The 16,334-nt window shown below is 31.1% G+C and carries 10 protein-coding genes, 1 tRNA gene and 1 pseudogene; 5 read left to right on the top strand and 7 right to left on the bottom strand.

Annotated elements, in window-relative coordinates; translation table 11 throughout:
• Positions 1-7 precede the first annotated feature (7 nt).
• The 6 genes from AC061E_RS04720 to AC061E_RS04695 all read right to left on the bottom strand — a co-directional run bounded on the left by AC061E_RS04720 (position 8) and on the right by AC061E_RS04695 (position 10,285).
• On the bottom strand, positions 8-673 hold the full coding sequence (locus AC061E_RS04720) for a hypothetical protein (RefSeq protein ID WP_478285238.1): 666 nt from the start codon (positions 671-673) through the stop codon (positions 8-10).
• Positions 670-4,146, bottom strand: coding sequence for a hypothetical protein (locus AC061E_RS04715; RefSeq protein WP_478285237.1), 3,477 nt, complete (start codon positions 4,144-4,146; stop codon positions 670-672). The genes AC061E_RS04720 and AC061E_RS04715 overlap by 4 nt, the downstream gene beginning before the upstream one ends.
• A 2-nt stretch (positions 4,147-4,148) precedes the next feature.
• A complete protein-coding gene (locus tag AC061E_RS04710; RefSeq protein WP_478285236.1) occupies positions 4,149-7,094 on the bottom strand; it encodes a S8 family serine peptidase in 2,946 nt (981 codons plus the stop codon).
• A 5-nt stretch (positions 7,095-7,099) separates the two neighbouring features.
• Positions 7,100-8,299, bottom strand: a complete 1,200-nt coding sequence (locus AC061E_RS04705; protein ID WP_478285235.1) for a hypothetical protein — start codon at positions 8,297-8,299, stop codon at positions 7,100-7,102.
• A gap of 370 nt (positions 8,300-8,669) precedes the next feature.
• Positions 8,670-9,911 carry a hypothetical protein gene (locus AC061E_RS04700; RefSeq protein ID WP_478285234.1) on the bottom strand — a complete coding sequence of 414 codons (1,242 nt, stop codon included), beginning with the start codon at positions 9,909-9,911 and terminating at the stop codon, positions 8,670-8,672.
• An 11-nt stretch (positions 9,912-9,922) separates the two neighbouring features.
• Positions 9,923-10,285, bottom strand: coding sequence for a hypothetical protein (locus AC061E_RS04695; protein WP_478285233.1), 363 nt, complete (start codon positions 10,283-10,285; stop codon positions 9,923-9,925).
• Between the two features lie 501 nt (positions 10,286-10,786).
• Here AC061E_RS04695 and AC061E_RS04690 point away from each other — a divergent pair.
• Positions 10,787-10,962: pseudogene (locus AC061E_RS04690) on the top strand (IS982 family transposase); the annotation flags it as partial.
• 139 nt (positions 10,963-11,101) lie between these two features.
• Here AC061E_RS04690 and AC061E_RS04685 read toward each other — a convergent pair.
• Positions 11,102-11,181: transfer RNA gene (locus AC061E_RS04685), tRNA-Leu, on the bottom strand.
• 288 nt (positions 11,182-11,469) lie between these two features.
• On the opposite strand from AC061E_RS04685, the gene AC061E_RS04680 reads away from it, so the two are divergent.
• The 4 genes from AC061E_RS04680 (at position 11,470) to AC061E_RS04665 (ending at position 16,239) form a co-directional block, all read left to right on the top strand.
• The gene (locus AC061E_RS04680) at positions 11,470-12,411 is read left to right on the top strand and encodes a ribose-phosphate pyrophosphokinase (RefSeq protein WP_478285232.1); all 942 of its coding nucleotides are present in this window, start codon (positions 11,470-11,472) and stop codon (positions 12,409-12,411) included.
• 107 nt (positions 12,412-12,518) lie between these two features.
• Positions 12,519-13,130 (top strand): 50S ribosomal protein L25/general stress protein Ctc, encoded by a 612-nt coding sequence (locus tag AC061E_RS04675; protein WP_478285231.1) that lies wholly within the window; start codon positions 12,519-12,521, stop codon positions 13,128-13,130.
• Between the two features lie 285 nt (positions 13,131-13,415).
• Complete coding sequence (gene pth, locus AC061E_RS04670) at positions 13,416-14,042, top strand: aminoacyl-tRNA hydrolase (protein WP_478285230.1); 627 nt, start codon at positions 13,416-13,418, stop codon at positions 14,040-14,042.
• 160 nt (positions 14,043-14,202) lie between these two features.
• The gene (locus tag AC061E_RS04665) at positions 14,203-16,239 is read left to right on the top strand and encodes a M43 family zinc metalloprotease (protein WP_478285229.1); all 2,037 of its coding nucleotides are present in this window, start codon (positions 14,203-14,205) and stop codon (positions 16,237-16,239) included.
• Positions 16,240-16,334 lie beyond the last annotated feature (95 nt).

The following is a 16,334-nucleotide window of genomic DNA, read 5'->3' as shown; positions in this document are numbered from 1 at the left end:
TTATTTTTTATTTTAATGAATTTAAATATTGATCATATAAGCTTCCATTTTTTTGATCAACATACCAAATTGAATTGAATAAAATATGTCCATTTTTCCCATCAATTAAGAAACAGTGTAACATTTGATTGTTTTTATCATCCTTGTAATAAACTTCATAAAAAGGCTTTGTTTTAATAATATATCGATTTACGTCAAATGTCTTGTGAACATTATTTATGCTCATTTTATATTCTAAATTCATCTTTGATATTAAATCATCTATTGAAAAAGGATAATCTTTATCCCAATTAATTTGTTTTATTAATTTTCCTTGCTCGTTATATTCCTCTGATAATCCAATGGCAATTGAATAAAATCTATTTATATGACTATATAACTTATTACTATCTTTAAAATAAACTTTGGTTGATTTATTTGATGTATCCTTATCGGTTACATCAACTTGAATAGTTTTTGTATCATCAATAATTCTAATAATTTTATTCTTATCAATATAAGATTTGTCATTTTCAGTAAAATGTAAATCTGGATTTTTCTTCAAACCTTTATATTTATTTATATCAAAAATTTCCATAGCTTGTTTTTTATTATAATTAGTTTTAATTTTTTCTTGGGATTTACAATTACTAAGCATAAATACCATTACAAGGACTATTACTTTTATTTTCATAGATTTTGTCTTATAATTTCCCATTGCCATTTCCAAGTAGATTTTCTTAAAGCACCTGAATAACTCATATAATTGTCCGTTGCATTTGCCAAATTTACATTGCCGTTAGCAAACACATATTTTTGATTAGGCGAAGTAATTCCCCCATCTTTATGAGAATGTAACAACCCTAAACCATGCATTCCTTCATGAGAAAGTGTCCTATCATTTCGCCCTGGCAAAAGAATTAAATTTTGAACACCTAACTTTTCTATTTGTCCAACTGCTGTATCATAAGGAGGGGTATCAAAAACAAAAACTGTATAAAAACCTGTATTGTATTTACTATTAATTAATAATCCTGTCGCATCAGTTGCTGCAAAAAATAAAGTTTTTAAGTTTGTAAAAAAATTAGGTGCATCTTCCCATAACCTGGTATTAGTATGTATATATTGTCCTCCTATTTTATAATCAGTATTTGCAGATAAATCTAAAATATTTGGACAATCTTCAATTTTTGCAATAATATTTGAGTGCGCTAACGAATTAATTAAATTTGATTTTTCATTTGATATAGATACTCCAGTTCTATTTCCTGTTCCATCAACATTAGTTTTAACATAGACAAAAACAAAATTTAAATTGTTTCTAATTGATAAATCATTCCTGCCTAAAACGATCATTCCTGCCAATTTTGCTGATTTTTTATCAGTAACTCCAAATGGGTATGCTAAAACTTTAATAATCTGTGCTTCACTAAAATCCTTTAAGCATGTAATTGTTATAGTTTTATCAATTGATTCTACTTTTCCAGTAGTAACTGCCCTGTCCGATAAAATAGGTTTATTTATTGTAAACAAACTACTATCATAATCAAATTCAAGTTTACCAACCGCAGCATCGATTTGTACAAGTACTCTCAGTGTAGCTTCATAAGGCGGTTTTGGAGAAACTGTCGCTGGTAAAGAATCACTAAATGTTTTAGAAAACAAGTTTAAATAAGGTATAAAATATTGTTCACCTAGGATTTGAGTTGGAATTGACTTATATTCTCTTTTTAGCGCTTTTGCAGCATCATTAAACACTCCTGAAACACCACTATATTCGTATTCTGTGTTCGTATCTGTAGCTGTTGGTCTTTCATATCCGCCTAAAATTATGCTTTCATAACTGGGTTCTCCATTATCCCCAATCCTTAACCAATCAAAACCAAATTCTCCATTATAAACTGGTACAGCAGGAATTGTTCCACTAGCAGGAATTGCTATAGGTACAGTTCTAAATTCAACTTTAGCCTTTGCAAATTCATCATAAAATTCTTGGAATTGTGAATACTCTTTTGAGAAAAAGTAAGCACCATCAATAGTATAAACTAAAACTTCATTGGCAGGTAAAGATGGAAAAAGTGTCACTAAGTTTCCAGTATTGTCTTCAAATCTAAAACCAAGTTTATACCTTGTAACATTTTGATTTAAAAAGACAGTATCTTCTTCTAAGTGAAAAAACACATTATCAGCATCAAGAGGTAAAATTTGTGGTACAGGTGCAGGTGGTGTTACTACAGGAACTGTAGCTTGTCCATAAACCAACTTGTTATATTCCTCCTCTGTAATACCTAAATGAAAAAAGCTGTTTTTTCTAGTCAGACTTTTTTGATGGAAAAGTGTTAAAGCATTTATAGTTGTACCATTAGTAAAAGTCCCTTTATAAACTGAAAAATCCTTATCTTTATAGTGATTTAAAACATAATCTTCATGTGTTTTTGTTTCTTTAGCTATACCAGCCGTAACGGTATCAATATTTAAATTGTCATACTCTTGATTATGAATCGAGTTTCTTTTTAAAATCGCCATATACAACCTGCGTGATTTTCTGGGTACTACTCCAGAAACCGCTTGTCCTTTACCATTATCAAAAACTACTTTATTTTGTATGACAGCTCCTGCATCAATGACATCGTCTAAATTCACCAATCTACTTTTATCATACGTAGTCCAGTAACTTCTATTTTCTACTCCTGTTGTGGGAAGTTGAAAATTTGTATTGAGATTTACAGGAAATAGATCGTTATAATATTTTTTTAAAGGTGTCTCTTGCTTCAAATTTCCATATAAAAATAAAAACGTAGCACACGATTTTGTTCCGTTGACGGGAAATTTAATCGTTGTCGCTGGTGTTTTATCAATTAAAACTACTGGGGGTGTACCAGTAGGATTTTTGGGTTTGATTACTAAAGGATAATTAGATGTACTATTATTAGGCACAATAATATCTATAGCTACATGTCTTTCAATTTCTGGTATTGCAGAAGCAACATTGTATTCTAACTGAATACTTTTTCCTTCCTTATTGGTTGTTGTAGCAGTACTTAAAGCTATTTCTTCAATGGTTATTGGCCAACCTGATGTATCATTTAGTTTACCAGCAGTAGCAAACCCATATACTTTTCTTGCAGCATCATAATAATTGTAACTTCTTACATTTTCACCTTGAATGTAAATGTATATTTTGTTTTGGGTTTGATACTTACTAAGAATTTTAGTAAAATTATCATTATTACTTTTTATACCTGCTGGGGTTTCAACCGTTTTAATCGTGCCACATTCAATATGAGAGCCCCAAAAAGCTGCGGCATCTACAAATTGAAGAATGTGTTCTTTTAAACGTTTTATTTTAATCGCATTAGTTTGCGATGCAGTATTAAAAACATTTTCTTTTGCGCGAGCGAATTTTAAATCAAATTTAAATAGCTCTTCCTGATTTTGTAATTGATAATCACCATAATCGAGAACAATATCAAGTCCAATATCTGTTGAAAAATTAGCAATATGATCTCCCATAGCACAGGTAGGTAATTGATAAATAGAATTATCAATTCCTTTTTTTGAAAAAACATGTTCAATTAATGTTGTATCTGAAACAGTAGCATCATATCCTATTAATGAAGCCGGAAAAACTGTTGGAGCTGTGTTATCTGCATCAGTATAAAAACTTTGAAATTGAAACCATAATTTTTGCAATAACCATGGCTGATTTACATCGGTGCTTTCAACTTTTAAATTGTTGTCATTATCAATCAAATCTTCTTTTCTGACTCCTCGATAAATAAAATATTTTATTTTTAAAGGATTGTATGAGGAAGATGGTTTTATTATAATATTAATTTTAGTAGTATCTAATGTACCAATTGAGTCATAATGTGGTTGTAATAATAACTGTCCATCACAAATAGCAAAAACTTTAACAGGATTAGCATCAATAGCCTTAACCTTTGAAGTCGTTCTGTATTTTGTTGTTTCACTACCTGTTACTGGGCCAAACGCATCTGAAGTATAATTAGCTGGAAGTATAGCTGCCAACTTGGTTTCGTCAACAAAAAAATGAGATATAGGCTGGTATTCCTTTTTTGCAGAAGCAGCAAGGACATTACTCAAAATTTGATTTTGAACAGTTTCACTATTTATTTTATAGGTAAAATCGAATATTGTTGACATAGTTATGCGATTATTTCTAGTTTTACTTCTTCTATTTGTTCGTTTACTTTTAGTGTATGAGGAAAGATCATATTACTTCGATTGTAATAATTTGAAGCTATTTCACTAGGTGTTTGAAATTCTATCCATTCGGGAGCTCCGCTTTCTAGTGCCCAACTAGAACCTGACTTTTTGTAAATTACTGTCTCAGTAGTTTGATTATTTATATTCTTTTTGGTTGCTTGGATTTTAAGTCCATTTAAATCCGAAGCTAAAACATTTTCCATAGTGAGATCAAAACTTTTTATGACAATTTCGGAACCTACTGTAATATTTAAATTATTAGTTGGAATATAAGCTGTACGGTCATTTACACCGTTATGTGTAACAATAATTTCTTTACAGGTTAGCTGTTTGTTCTGTCTTATATTATCTGTTCTCACATCATTTGGTAAGCCATCAAAAGGAGCAATATGTGCTAAAATATATGCTCTTTTTCTTAAGCCATTAGGTAGTAAATTTCCACTTGGGTCTCTAGGAAGTGGGTTGTTAATATCCCAAAACGTTGCAATATTTTTCCATTCAATTTCAACTGTTGCTTCACTTCTGGCTGGAATAACAGGAATTTCTTTGACTGCTAATAATTTGACAGTAGGTTGATCGTACCAACTTGTAGGAAAAGGAAAAGCAGGAGTAGCTTCATCGGTAAAAGCTATAAATACTCGTAAATCGCACTCTTTAAAGCTCTGTCTGCTTCCCGTGTTTCTAACTTTTATATAAATTTTTTGAGCATCTGATGTATTAAGCGTATTTAAAGGATTAGGCCCTGGATTAACTAAAGGTTTTACCCAAATATCAGGGCTGTCCACTGGTTCATTATCAAGAAGAGTAGCAATGGCTGTACCATTTAATTTATCCGCTATTTGTAGGTTGGGTTTCTCTACTGGAATTTCGGGATAAATTAATTGTTGACCTAAATCTGGACAATGCCAGTTTAAAGCTAATTTTACGGCATTTTCAGCGTTTACTCGACCTGTTCCAAAATAACTATCGATTTCATAACCATAATTATAATCATTTTGATTAGATACTGGACTATAAGTTACACTTCCTATTTGGTCAGTTGTTGATTTTAAGATATGTTTAATCTCAGCAGCATTCAAATTCTGATTTGCAGATAATACTAACCCAGCTAGTCCAGAGACTATTGGGGTGGCGGCTGATGTACCAGTAAATCTAGAAGTGAAATCACCATAGGCTAGAGACTCAATTGTATAAATATCTCCGTTTTGTCCAGGAGCATGTGTGAATTCTACATTAAAATTTTGTAAACCAGTTATGAAGGTTATCCTACTTTCATTTGAACTTTTAAGCAAAACTTCTTGACCATCGAAAAAACCATCTAGTTCATGATTATTTGAGGCTCTATAGATTGTACCTGGTGGTGATGTAGCTGTACAGACAATAGATGCTTTAATTTGATCTGGTATTAATCTGAGAACGTCATTTTGGTTGAAATTATTCAAACTATTTGTCAATTCTATAGCTCCAGTATTATAATTTAAAATAGTTTTTATTTCAGTGTAAATTCCGTTATTCGGAGAATTTATTTCATAAATATAAACTTTTTGAGGAGTTGTGCTGGATGCTTTAATGCCTTTTAAATTATTTAAGTTTAGTCTGTTATTTGATAAAACTCCATAAGCATCAAAATATCGAGTAGCTATTTTTTTTAAAACTAAAAGCTTAGCAGTTGTATTTATAAGATTATAGTTGCTTGTTAATGTATTATTCTTTGTATATTTTAAGGAAGTATCTAAAGTAATCTTAACATTTGTTGTATTGGGTATTTCCTCAACATTTTTTATGTATCTTAATTCATGAGTAAATGTATTTCGCAAACCAAGTTCGATAGATTGTCCTTTAAAAACTCCTTTAACATTTGCCAATACTAATTTATCTGAGTTGTTTGATTCTATTATGTTTACATCAAAAACTTGATCAACCGTACCAATATCTCCACCATTTGTAATTGTAGGTGAATAAATATTTATATCATCTTTTGATGCAGAAGCATCTGGACCACTAGGTGCACACAAATCGATTCTTTTGCCATAATTTGAGTAGTTTGATTTTCCTTCCTTAAAAACAGGGGGTACGTTATTATAAGTATTCAAATTAAATGCATCTAATTGTACTTTTGATGCCGCAACAATTAATGTTTTTTTACTGTAAACAGTACTTCTAAATCCTAATGAATTGGTATTATCATTAATGTTAACACTATTATTACCTGCACTTACAATTACCAAAACACCTCTTCCATTTCTTCCGTAAGCAAATAATTCTTTGAATATAAAATCAACATGCGTGGATGTAAAAGACCTAATTGGATGTGTATTGGCAATATCCTTAATATTAAAACTACAACTAATAATACTTGCAAATCTATTAACATAGATATCTATAGGATTTACAATACTATTACTTATGAAATTTGAATCGTATGCTGTTTGAAAAAAGGGAGCTCTAATATTTTGATTAGAATAACTATTAACTAAAGACAAGAATAGTGCATCATCAAAATTATCTCCATTAATTATTCTTATATTTGGACAAATTCCTTCAATATTATTTATATCGTCACTATTTCCAGATATAATCCCTGCAACACAGGTAGTATGCATACTTGGTTTAAATTGACCCCTGATATTTTGGTCAAAGGTATTGGTTCTATCAATTTTACTTCTCCAAAAAACCTTTTTCCCGTTCTGAATATCAGCGAAACTTGGGTGAGGTGATCCGTAGTCATTTACAGTTAAAGGAAATGGAACATTATTTATTTTTTCAAATTCAATTTGTCCTTCAATAACTCCAATATAAATATCAGAATTACCTCTATTATTTACAAATTGATTTAAAGCCCTAGCCTGGTCAATTTTTATTACTTTATGATGCCAATTTCTCATAATATTTATTTAGCTTTTTTTTCTATATAATAGTATTCATACATATCCAAAATACCTAATCCGATTGATTGATCCTGTTTAGGTATGGTTAGAATCTCAGATAAATCAGAATTTTTCTCGAAAGATAAAATTCTAGGGATTTCAATTCTATTATTATCCATAAGAATAAATTTTTTAATTGGAGATGCATCATTCAAATCATCATTAGTAAAAGGATATGAATTTTTCAATTTTATTTTTTTGGAAATAATATCACTGGTAAAGAAAAATATTTTCGAAGAGTCAATTTTATTTTTTTTGTTGTAATAAGCGTTTGATTTATCCCTTAAAGCATATTTCTTCTTAGATAATACTCTACTCCCCGTATTCTCTCCGTTTTTTGGTATTATTATAGAAGAAACCATCAACCCTTTTGATTTTAATTTAGAAATAATAGGGTCATTAAATCTTTTAAATTTTGTTCCGTCTGTCTTTCTAAAAATAAATACAATATCACTTATTTTCTTAGAGTATTTATCATTAAAAATTAAATCAATACTACATAAACCTGAATTTAAAGGAAAATAATAGTACCTATTTTTTTTATCATATAAAATCAATTCTCTCTGTGAATCTAAATCAGGATAACCTTTTCCTTCTTGACTCATAAATTCATCCTTATTTATAAGTGCTCGCTCATAAAACGGGTTAACTAATTCAATTTTATTCCCAAATTCATTGACAATATCCTGAAGCAATAATTTTTTTTCAGTATAGCCAATACCATTATTAATCTTAATTTCAATCTTATATGGATCTTCTATATAGTAATCCAGATATTTTTTTATAACTTCTTCTCCATTATTTCCCCGTTGACTATATTGAGTTTCCAAGAAATCATAAGCAACGAATGACTTATTAAACAGTTTAAAACTTAATATTTCTGGCAAACCATTTATATTTTGAAATCCTTTCTCATTATACTTCTTATGATAACTCATTATTGTAGTGTATCCTTTAGTAACCTCTTTAAAATAATAATATCTTTCCTTCTTATTATATTTCCCTATAATCGGTGGTATTTCAAATCCTTCAAGAGTTACTTTTGCATCAGAAACATTTTTACCCGTTTCTGCATCTTCAAGGTATACTTTTATAGCAGGTATATTTTGAGCACTAACAAATGAAAAAAGTAAAATGAATATTATACTTAGTAAATGTTTCATTTATTATTAAAAATTAGAATCATTAGATTTTAATTTAAACTGTGTTTCTGAAATAGGTCCAAATACCTCAGTTTGAGCATAGGTTCCTGCTTCGATAAAAAAACAAGCATTATTAGCCATATAGTTTCTATTATTATTTAAAATAAACATATTACAAAACCGACAAATAATGTTTGGACAATTACTTTATGCGGTTATCAAAACTATTGAAAGAAAATGAATTGCGGAGTAACCAAATTTAATGATTAACACAAATTTAACAAGTAAAATAAAAAAGGCGTATAATGAAATTACCACCCTTATTACACGATATAAAAAAGCATCATTTTTAAAATTAAAAATGATGCTTCAAAATTTATTTACACAAAAATTAGTTTTCGATTTTATACAATTCTTCTCTTTTGTTAAAAAGGGAATAGTGTAGACCAAAGATGGAAAAGAAAGTTTTACTGTTAACTTTTGGTTCATCAAAATCTTTTCCAAAACTAAAATTAGCACTAATATTTTCAAAAAGTTGATACGATATTTGACCAGCAATACGATAGGTAAAATCCTTTTCAAGTCGGGTAATGTTTTCTCCATTTTGACTTACATCAGGAATTTCTTGTCGATACGATCGTAGCATTCCTTCCACCGAAGCATTAAAATTATCTCCCATTTTAAGATAGCCAAAACCTATATCGGTATTATTTGCTTTATTATTTTCGTTTATTTGTTTTAAGTGCCTTGCCGTTATGGTCCAAGCATCTGTAAGTGTGAAGAAATTATTAACATTAACCCAAAATCCTAGTTTATTAAAAGATTGTCCAGATTGATTTGTACTTACAAATTTTGATGCACCCGCAACTTCTAAACTAAAACCATATCGTTTAGTTTCTAAATCAATTACTTTATTTGCTAATTGATTTGTTTTTTCTTCTAATTCATGAATTATAGATTCACAATATAAGCGTAATGATGGTGTTTCATCAGTGAACTTATCTCTTAAAATATTGGACTTATTAAGAATCATTTTTTTGAATTCCTCAGTGCTATTTGACTCGTTTAAATTAGTTTCAAGAAAAGAAATTATCGCATCTCTAGAATTTATTGTACTTCCTACAAATGATTTTGAAACTGCAATAATAGCTATTGACTCTTCCAATTTTTTTAATTTCAACTCGTATTTTTCAAATTCGGGACTTAATTTCCCTCTCACAATTTGAGTTCGAAATCCGAGTCCAAGGTTATTTTTCCCTGTAAGTGTATCTTTTACTGTAGCTGCCGAAATAGAAAATGTTTGCCATAGATTTTGCATAGGTTTAGGATTTAAAAACGCTTCTCTACTCAATTCTGGTCTGCTTTTTAACCAATACGGGCTAACCTCTACACCAAGGTTCATAATGAGATTTCCTTCAGGGTCAAAAGAGTTTAAAATATCTGACGATAATTTTTTAACCGAAGTAGGGCGCATAACAGAACTAGGCTCATATTCAAGTATACTAAAAGCTGGTGTTTGAGGCACTTGTAAATCTTGTGCATAAAAAGCATTTGTAAAAAGTCCTAAAATTACTAATGAAACAATTTGAAGCCTTTTTATAAAAAACTCATGAAAATTATAGTGGATAAACATAATGGTATATTTTAGTTGCTTTTTTGAATTTTTATTTTGACTGTATAGATAATTGTGTCAAGATGATTAGGCACTTCTCGTGAATACTTATAAATTTGATTTTGTAAACCTTCTTCTTTAACATTAACTGATACATTTGTCCAATTCGTTTGAGTCAATTTATCCTTAATAACTACTACAACAGTTATCCATTTATCTTCCTTAATTTCATTTACAATCGCAAATTTATTATTGACTTCCTTTAGTAAATTATTATCAAAAAAAACAATTATACCGCCACCTTGACCATTACCTGTTTCAACTTCTATTATAAGTTTATTGCTTTCATTTTCAATTTTAAACTGCTCTTCTGCTTCGTGATAAATTGTTGCCATGTCTTACTAATCATTTTTTGTTGTTATGTCTTATACAAATTTATCCATTATTATATTTCTGTCTTAGTTTTTTCGAATATTTTGTCAATAGCAATTTAAAAAATTGCACACTTAAAATGCCTTTTATCCATTGATTATTAATATTTTCAAGAATTATATTAGAATTACCTTTTATAAATTAGCTTACTCTGTAAAAAAACCAAATTCAACTTTAGTCATAAAACGTAAAAAATTTTCTATTAAATGAAGCAGATAAGTTTATAGAAAATGTTTATGCCGAATAATCTGTAAGCATATTTAAGCAAAACCGATACATGATTTTGTTTTGAAAGGTATTCTTATTGGCAATTAAACTATGGATTCATAGTATATATAGTGCCTTTTAGAAATTGGTAAATTCAAATGAATCTAGAAGAGCCCCCCGAAAGTTTTTTTAACGCCTCAAAAAAAATGATAATTTTATAATTACAAACTTGACAACGTTTATTTTAAAAATATAATTTTAATTCTTTAGACATTATTAAAGAAGGGGTTCATATCGTTCATTTAAAATAAACAAAAGAGCATATGTTAGATTGTATGACACTTGGATTCATGGGGTTTTGTCTGAAAGTATACAATTAGATTTGTTTCAAACGGTAAACATTAAATCAGCAAAACCAAAAAGGCTGAATAAAAAACGATAATTTTTTTCTGAAAAAAGAAAGATTAGAATTAAACATTTAAAATCAGATTACAAAAAACGTATTCTCATTTTATTCGTCCCAAATAAAAATAAAAAAAACCTCGTAATCAATCGATTACGAGGTTTTTAAGTACCCGGAGCCGGAGTCGAACCGGCACGGTTTCCCACAGGTGTTTGAGACCAGCGCGTCTACCAATTCCGCCATCCGGGCTTAGCAGACAGAAACGACAACAGTCGCTTCACGCAATAAAGAGATATTTAGTGGTATCTAACTATCTTTTCCTTTAACACGGTGCAAATGTAAAAAAATTAATTAAATGTTCAACTAAAAATACTTAATTTTTTCCTTTCAGTGTTAAATATATTTTATAAATTTGCACCTCGTTAAAAAACGAAACACACAACTAACTACATCTTAGGCAAATAGAATTAACAGACTTAAAGCAACAGCTTAAAATTAGACTATCTAGTTACCAAGGATAAAAAACAACACACAATAATGTCAAACCTAGAGCCAGAAGCTAAAATTTTTGCTTGTTCACAAAGTGTTTATCTTGCTGAAAAAATTGCAAAAGAATACGGAATACCACTAGGTAAAATCACTATGTCAAAATATAGTGACGGGGAATTTCAGCCTTCTTATGAGGAATCTATAAGAGGATTGCGCGTATTCATAGTATGCTCAACATTTCCTACTGCTGATAACTTGATGGAATTACTGTTAATGATTGACGCTGCAAAGCGTGCATCAGCTAGACATATAACAGCTGTGATTCCTTATTTTGGATGGGCAAGACAAGATAGAAAAGACAAGCCAAGAGTTCCGATAGGAGCTAAACTTGTAGCAAACTTACTAGATGCTGCAGGTGCAACAAGAGTAATGACCATGGATTTGCACGCTGATCAAATTCAAGGATTTTTTGAAAAACCAGTAGACCACTTGTTTGCCTCAACTATCTTTTTACCATATGTAAAAAGCTTAGGATTAGAAAACTTGACTATTGCTTCACCAGATATGGGGGGGTCAAAAAGAGCTTATGCTTACTCTAAGTTTTTAGAGTCAGATGTAGTAATTTGCTACAAACAAAGAAAAGCGGCTAACGTAATTGACACTATGGAATTAATAGGAGAAGTTAAAGGTCGCAATGTGATTTTGGTAGATGACATGATTGACACCGGAGGAACATTGGCAAAAGCCGCAGATTTAATGATTGAAAAAGGTGCTTTGAGCGTACGTGCTATATGTACACACGCCATTTTATCTGGCGATGCTTACGAGAAAATTGAAAACTCTAAGTTGAGCGAATTAATAGTTACCGATTCTATTCCGTTAAAGAAAGAGTCAAATAAAATACGCGTATTGAGTTGTGCCCCTTTATTTGCTGAGGTAATGCACATGGTACACCATAACAACTCCATTAGCGGGAAGTTTATAATGTAATGTACTAGACGCTGAGTCAAATGGCATATATTATGACGAGTGCTGAAAGCCAAAAGCTTGACGCCAAATAAATAATAATATTATTTAATAACTATATTTTTTTTACAATGAAATCGATTACAATTAAAGGATCAGAAAGAGAAAGCGTGGGCAAAGTAGCTACTAAAGCCTTACGTAATGCTGGATTGGTTCCTTGCGTATTATACGGAGGAAATCAAGCAGTTCATTTCTCAGCAGAAGTTATGGCTTTCAAAAACTTGATTTACACTCCAAACGCTCACACAGTTGAGATCGATCTTGGAAACGGAAAATCATACAACGCTGTACTTCAAGACATTCAAGTACACCCAGTATCTGACAAAATTTTACACATTGACTTCTTTCAAATCTTTGAAGACAAAGAAATTACTATTGAAGTTCCGGTAAAAGTTGTTGGAAAATCAAAAGGTGTTATGGCAGGTGGTGATTTACGTATGAACAACCGTAAATTAAAAGTAAGAGCGCTTCCTAAAGATCTTCCAGATTTTGTTGAAGCTGACATTACTCCACTTGATATGGGTAACAAATTATATGTTACTAAAGTTCCTACGCCTAACTTTAAAATAATGCACCCAGACAACACTGTTATTTGTCAAGTGAAGATTTCTCGTGCAGCTATGAAAGCAGCTCAAGAAGCAGCAAAAGCAGCAAAAGCTCCTGCAAAAGGAAAGAAAAAATAATTTTTTTCAATCAAAATTCAAGAAAGCGTCAGTTACACAACTGGCGCTTTTTTTTGCCTTTGTTTTTTTTAAATTTTTAAGAAGCAGCTAAAATACTTCTACACCTATTTTGTCCCGCTTTCCGTTGCAATCTTTTTGGACGCAAAAAAAGCGCGCAAAAAGGATTTTCACTTTAATCGGGGCTAATAAACACTAATTTTGCATCTCAGCCATAATCCCCATAAAGACCCTTAAAATATAGGTTAGAGGATAGATACTTTATTGAATTAAGCTTACTTTTGCAATATGATTAAATGGGTTTCAAATCTATTCGCAACCTCACAACCAGAGCACAATAGCAGCAGCATGAAAAAATTTTTAATAATAGGACTTGGCAACATTGGCGCTGAGTACGTAAACACAAGACATAACATCGGGTTTAAAATCGTAGATTTTCTTGCCCACAAAGAAGGAGTTTCTTTCGAAACCGTAAAACTTGGCGCACTAGCTGAATACAAATTTAAAGGAAGAACCTTTTTACTTTTGAAACCCAACACTTATATGAATTTAAGCGGGAAAGCGGTTCAATATTGGATGGAAAAGGAGAATATTCCGCTTGAAAATATTCTAGTCATTACAGATGATTTAAATCTGCCGTTTGGAGCCATTCGCATTAGACAAAAAGGAAGTGACGGTGGACACAATGGACTTAAGAATATTAACTTAGTGCTAAACACGCAAAACTACGCAAGATTCCGTTTTGGCATAAGCGATGAATTCAAAAAAGGTAAACAAGTTGATTATGTCCTTGGCGACTGGGACGATACTGAAAAAACAGCGCTTCCGGAACGACTGGAAATAGGATCAGAGATTATAAAATCTTTTGGGACTGCAGGATTAGAAAACACCATGACTTCCTTTAACGGGAAATAACTAAGATTAATGTAAAACGAAAAGGATTTTTTTATAATTTTATAAGGTCGCATTGTATTGAAAATATACCTTTTTATAAAATTAAATTATACTGAAAACTTTTTATATGATACGCCAGTATATAAATCAAAGCGTAACCTATGCCCCAAAAACCAAAACCATGAAAAAAATTACTTTTATACTATTAACTACTTTTTGCACTTTTAGCTGGACTTTTGCTCAAGTTAAAAGCCAAGAAGAAAACACCATTTTTGGCAAAAACAAACCCTCAAAACCAGGAACCATAATACGTTGTGCTACTACTGAATATGAAGAATATCTCAAATTAAAAGATCCTAAAAGATTATCAACCGATGAATTTGAGCAATGGATTCTTCCAAAATTAGAACAAAACACAAAAAACAAGACCTTAAAAAACTTCAAAACAAATGCAGTAATCACAATACCTGTTGTTGTACATGTTATTAATGATGGAGATGCCGTGGGCGTTAATGAAAATATTTTTGACCAACAAGTGATTTCACAAATAAGAGTGTTAAATGAAGACTTTAGAAAAAAATCAGGCACACCAGGCTTCAATACTAATCCTGTAGGTGCTGATGTTGAAATTGAGTTTGAATTAGCTAATAAAGATCCCAATGGAATCGCAACAAACGGCATTACCCGTGTAAATCTAGGTGCAGCAAGCTGGTCTACTGAAGACATAGATGCTATAGTAAAACCACAAACACAGTGGAATCCAGACAAGTATTTCAATATTTGGGTAGTCAATTTAACCCGCACTAATTTATTAGGTTACGCTCAACTACCTAGCGCATCAAGCCTATCTGGATTAAGCAGCAATGAAGGAGGCAGTAGTACAGACGGAGTTGTTATTGGATACAAATATTTTGGCTCTTCAACCTATTTTGCAAATGGAACCTATCGAGCTGGATACGACAAAGGTCGTACTACAACTCATGAAGTAGGACACTGGCTAGGGTTACGCCATATTTGGGGTGACGCAGGAACAGGAACAGATGGTTGTACTGTAGACGATTATTGTGCAGACACACCAAATGCTGCCAGTGAAAATCAAGGATGTCCATCAAACGTTGATTCTTGCCCTGACTCACCAGGAGTAGACATGGTCGAAAATTACATGGACTATACCAATGACGCATGTATGAACATATTTACAAACGATCAAAAAGCCAGAATGATAACAGTAATGAATAATTCTGTTAGAAGAAAATCCTTAAAAACATCTGATGCTTTAAATCCTAAATTCACTACTGATGCAGGCATAAGTATCTTAAGTTTAAACACAGTTTCTTGTGGTAATACATTTACTCCAGTTATAAATATTGTGAATAAAGGAATTGACAATTTGACAGCTGTGTCAATACGATACGGAATTGACAATACCTCCAATCAAATTTTAAATTGGACCGGTAACTTAGCTACCAATCAATCACAAGACGTTACCTTGAATGCTTTGACAACCACGGGAGGCAATCACATCTTTAGTTCAACAATAATAAGCTCTAATAGTAAAACAGATGAAAATACCGTAAACGATAGTGATAGTAATAATTTTGACATTGTAAACAATTTTGCTCCGACTGCATTGACATTCACACTTCAATGTGATTATTTTGGAAAAGAAACTACTTGGAAACTAACGAATTCAAACGGAACCATATTGTACGCTGGAGGCCCTTACAATAACACACCAAAAACTTCTGGACTACCTACTCCAATACAAACAACCTTTAATCTTACCAACAATGATTGCTACACTTTCACTATTGATGATTCAGAAGGGGATGGCATATGCTGTGACTATGGAGCAGGTTCCTATAAAATAGAAACACCTACAGGAACAACAGTAATTTCAGGTGGTCAATTTCCTGATACAGATTCAAAAAGTTTCAGGTTCACATCATTGTCAACTCCTGAAATTGCTTCTTTTGATGGAATAAAACTTTATCCAAACCCTACAGCTGATTTTTTAAATCTTTTTGTAGAGAATGATACCGATAGACCAGATAGCTACACAATAATAAATACACTTGGTCAAGTTTTAAAATCAAAAAAAATAGCTACACAGGATAATCTTCAAATAAATGTGGCAAGTTTACCAGAGGGAATGTACTTTTTAAAACTCACCAAAAATCAAATTGAAACTAAGACAATTTCGTTTCTTAAAAAATGATTTAAGAGTTTTCAAGAATTAAAAAAGGATTGAAGTTTTCAATCCTTTTTTAATTATATCAATTGGATACCGTAAATTTGCAGCATCATAAAACA

This window comes from Flavobacterium sp. GNP011 (assembly GCF_056428925.1).
This window is presented reverse-complemented; position numbering and strand designations above follow the sequence as displayed.

Excerpts from the sequence above, each read along its gene's own strand:
- AC061E_RS04720 (WP_478285238.1), bottom strand. The coding sequence starts at position 673 with ATGAAAATAAAAGTAATAGTCCTTGTAATGGTATTTATGCTTAGTAAT.
- AC061E_RS04715 (WP_478285237.1), bottom strand. The coding sequence starts at position 4,146 with ATGTCAACAATATTCGATTTTACCTATAAAATAAATAGTGAAACTGTT.
- AC061E_RS04710 (WP_478285236.1), bottom strand. The coding sequence starts at position 7,094 with ATGAGAAATTGGCATCATAAAGTAATAAAAATTGACCAGGCTAGGGCT.
- AC061E_RS04705 (WP_478285235.1), bottom strand. The coding sequence starts at position 8,299 with ATGAAACATTTACTAAGTATAATATTCATTTTACTTTTTTCATTTGTT.
- AC061E_RS04700 (WP_478285234.1), bottom strand. The coding sequence starts at position 9,911 with ATGTTTATCCACTATAATTTTCATGAGTTTTTTATAAAAAGGCTTCAA.
- AC061E_RS04695 (WP_478285233.1), bottom strand. The coding sequence starts at position 10,285 with ATGGCAACAATTTATCACGAAGCAGAAGAGCAGTTTAAAATTGAAAAT.
- AC061E_RS04680 (WP_478285232.1), top strand. The coding sequence starts at position 11,470 with ATGTCAAACCTAGAGCCAGAAGCTAAAATTTTTGCTTGTTCACAAAGT.
- AC061E_RS04675 (WP_478285231.1), top strand. The coding sequence starts at position 12,519 with ATGAAATCGATTACAATTAAAGGATCAGAAAGAGAAAGCGTGGGCAAA.
- pth (WP_478285230.1), top strand. The coding sequence starts at position 13,416 with ATGATTAAATGGGTTTCAAATCTATTCGCAACCTCACAACCAGAGCAC.
- AC061E_RS04665 (WP_478285229.1), top strand. The coding sequence starts at position 14,203 with ATGAAAAAAATTACTTTTATACTATTAACTACTTTTTGCACTTTTAGC.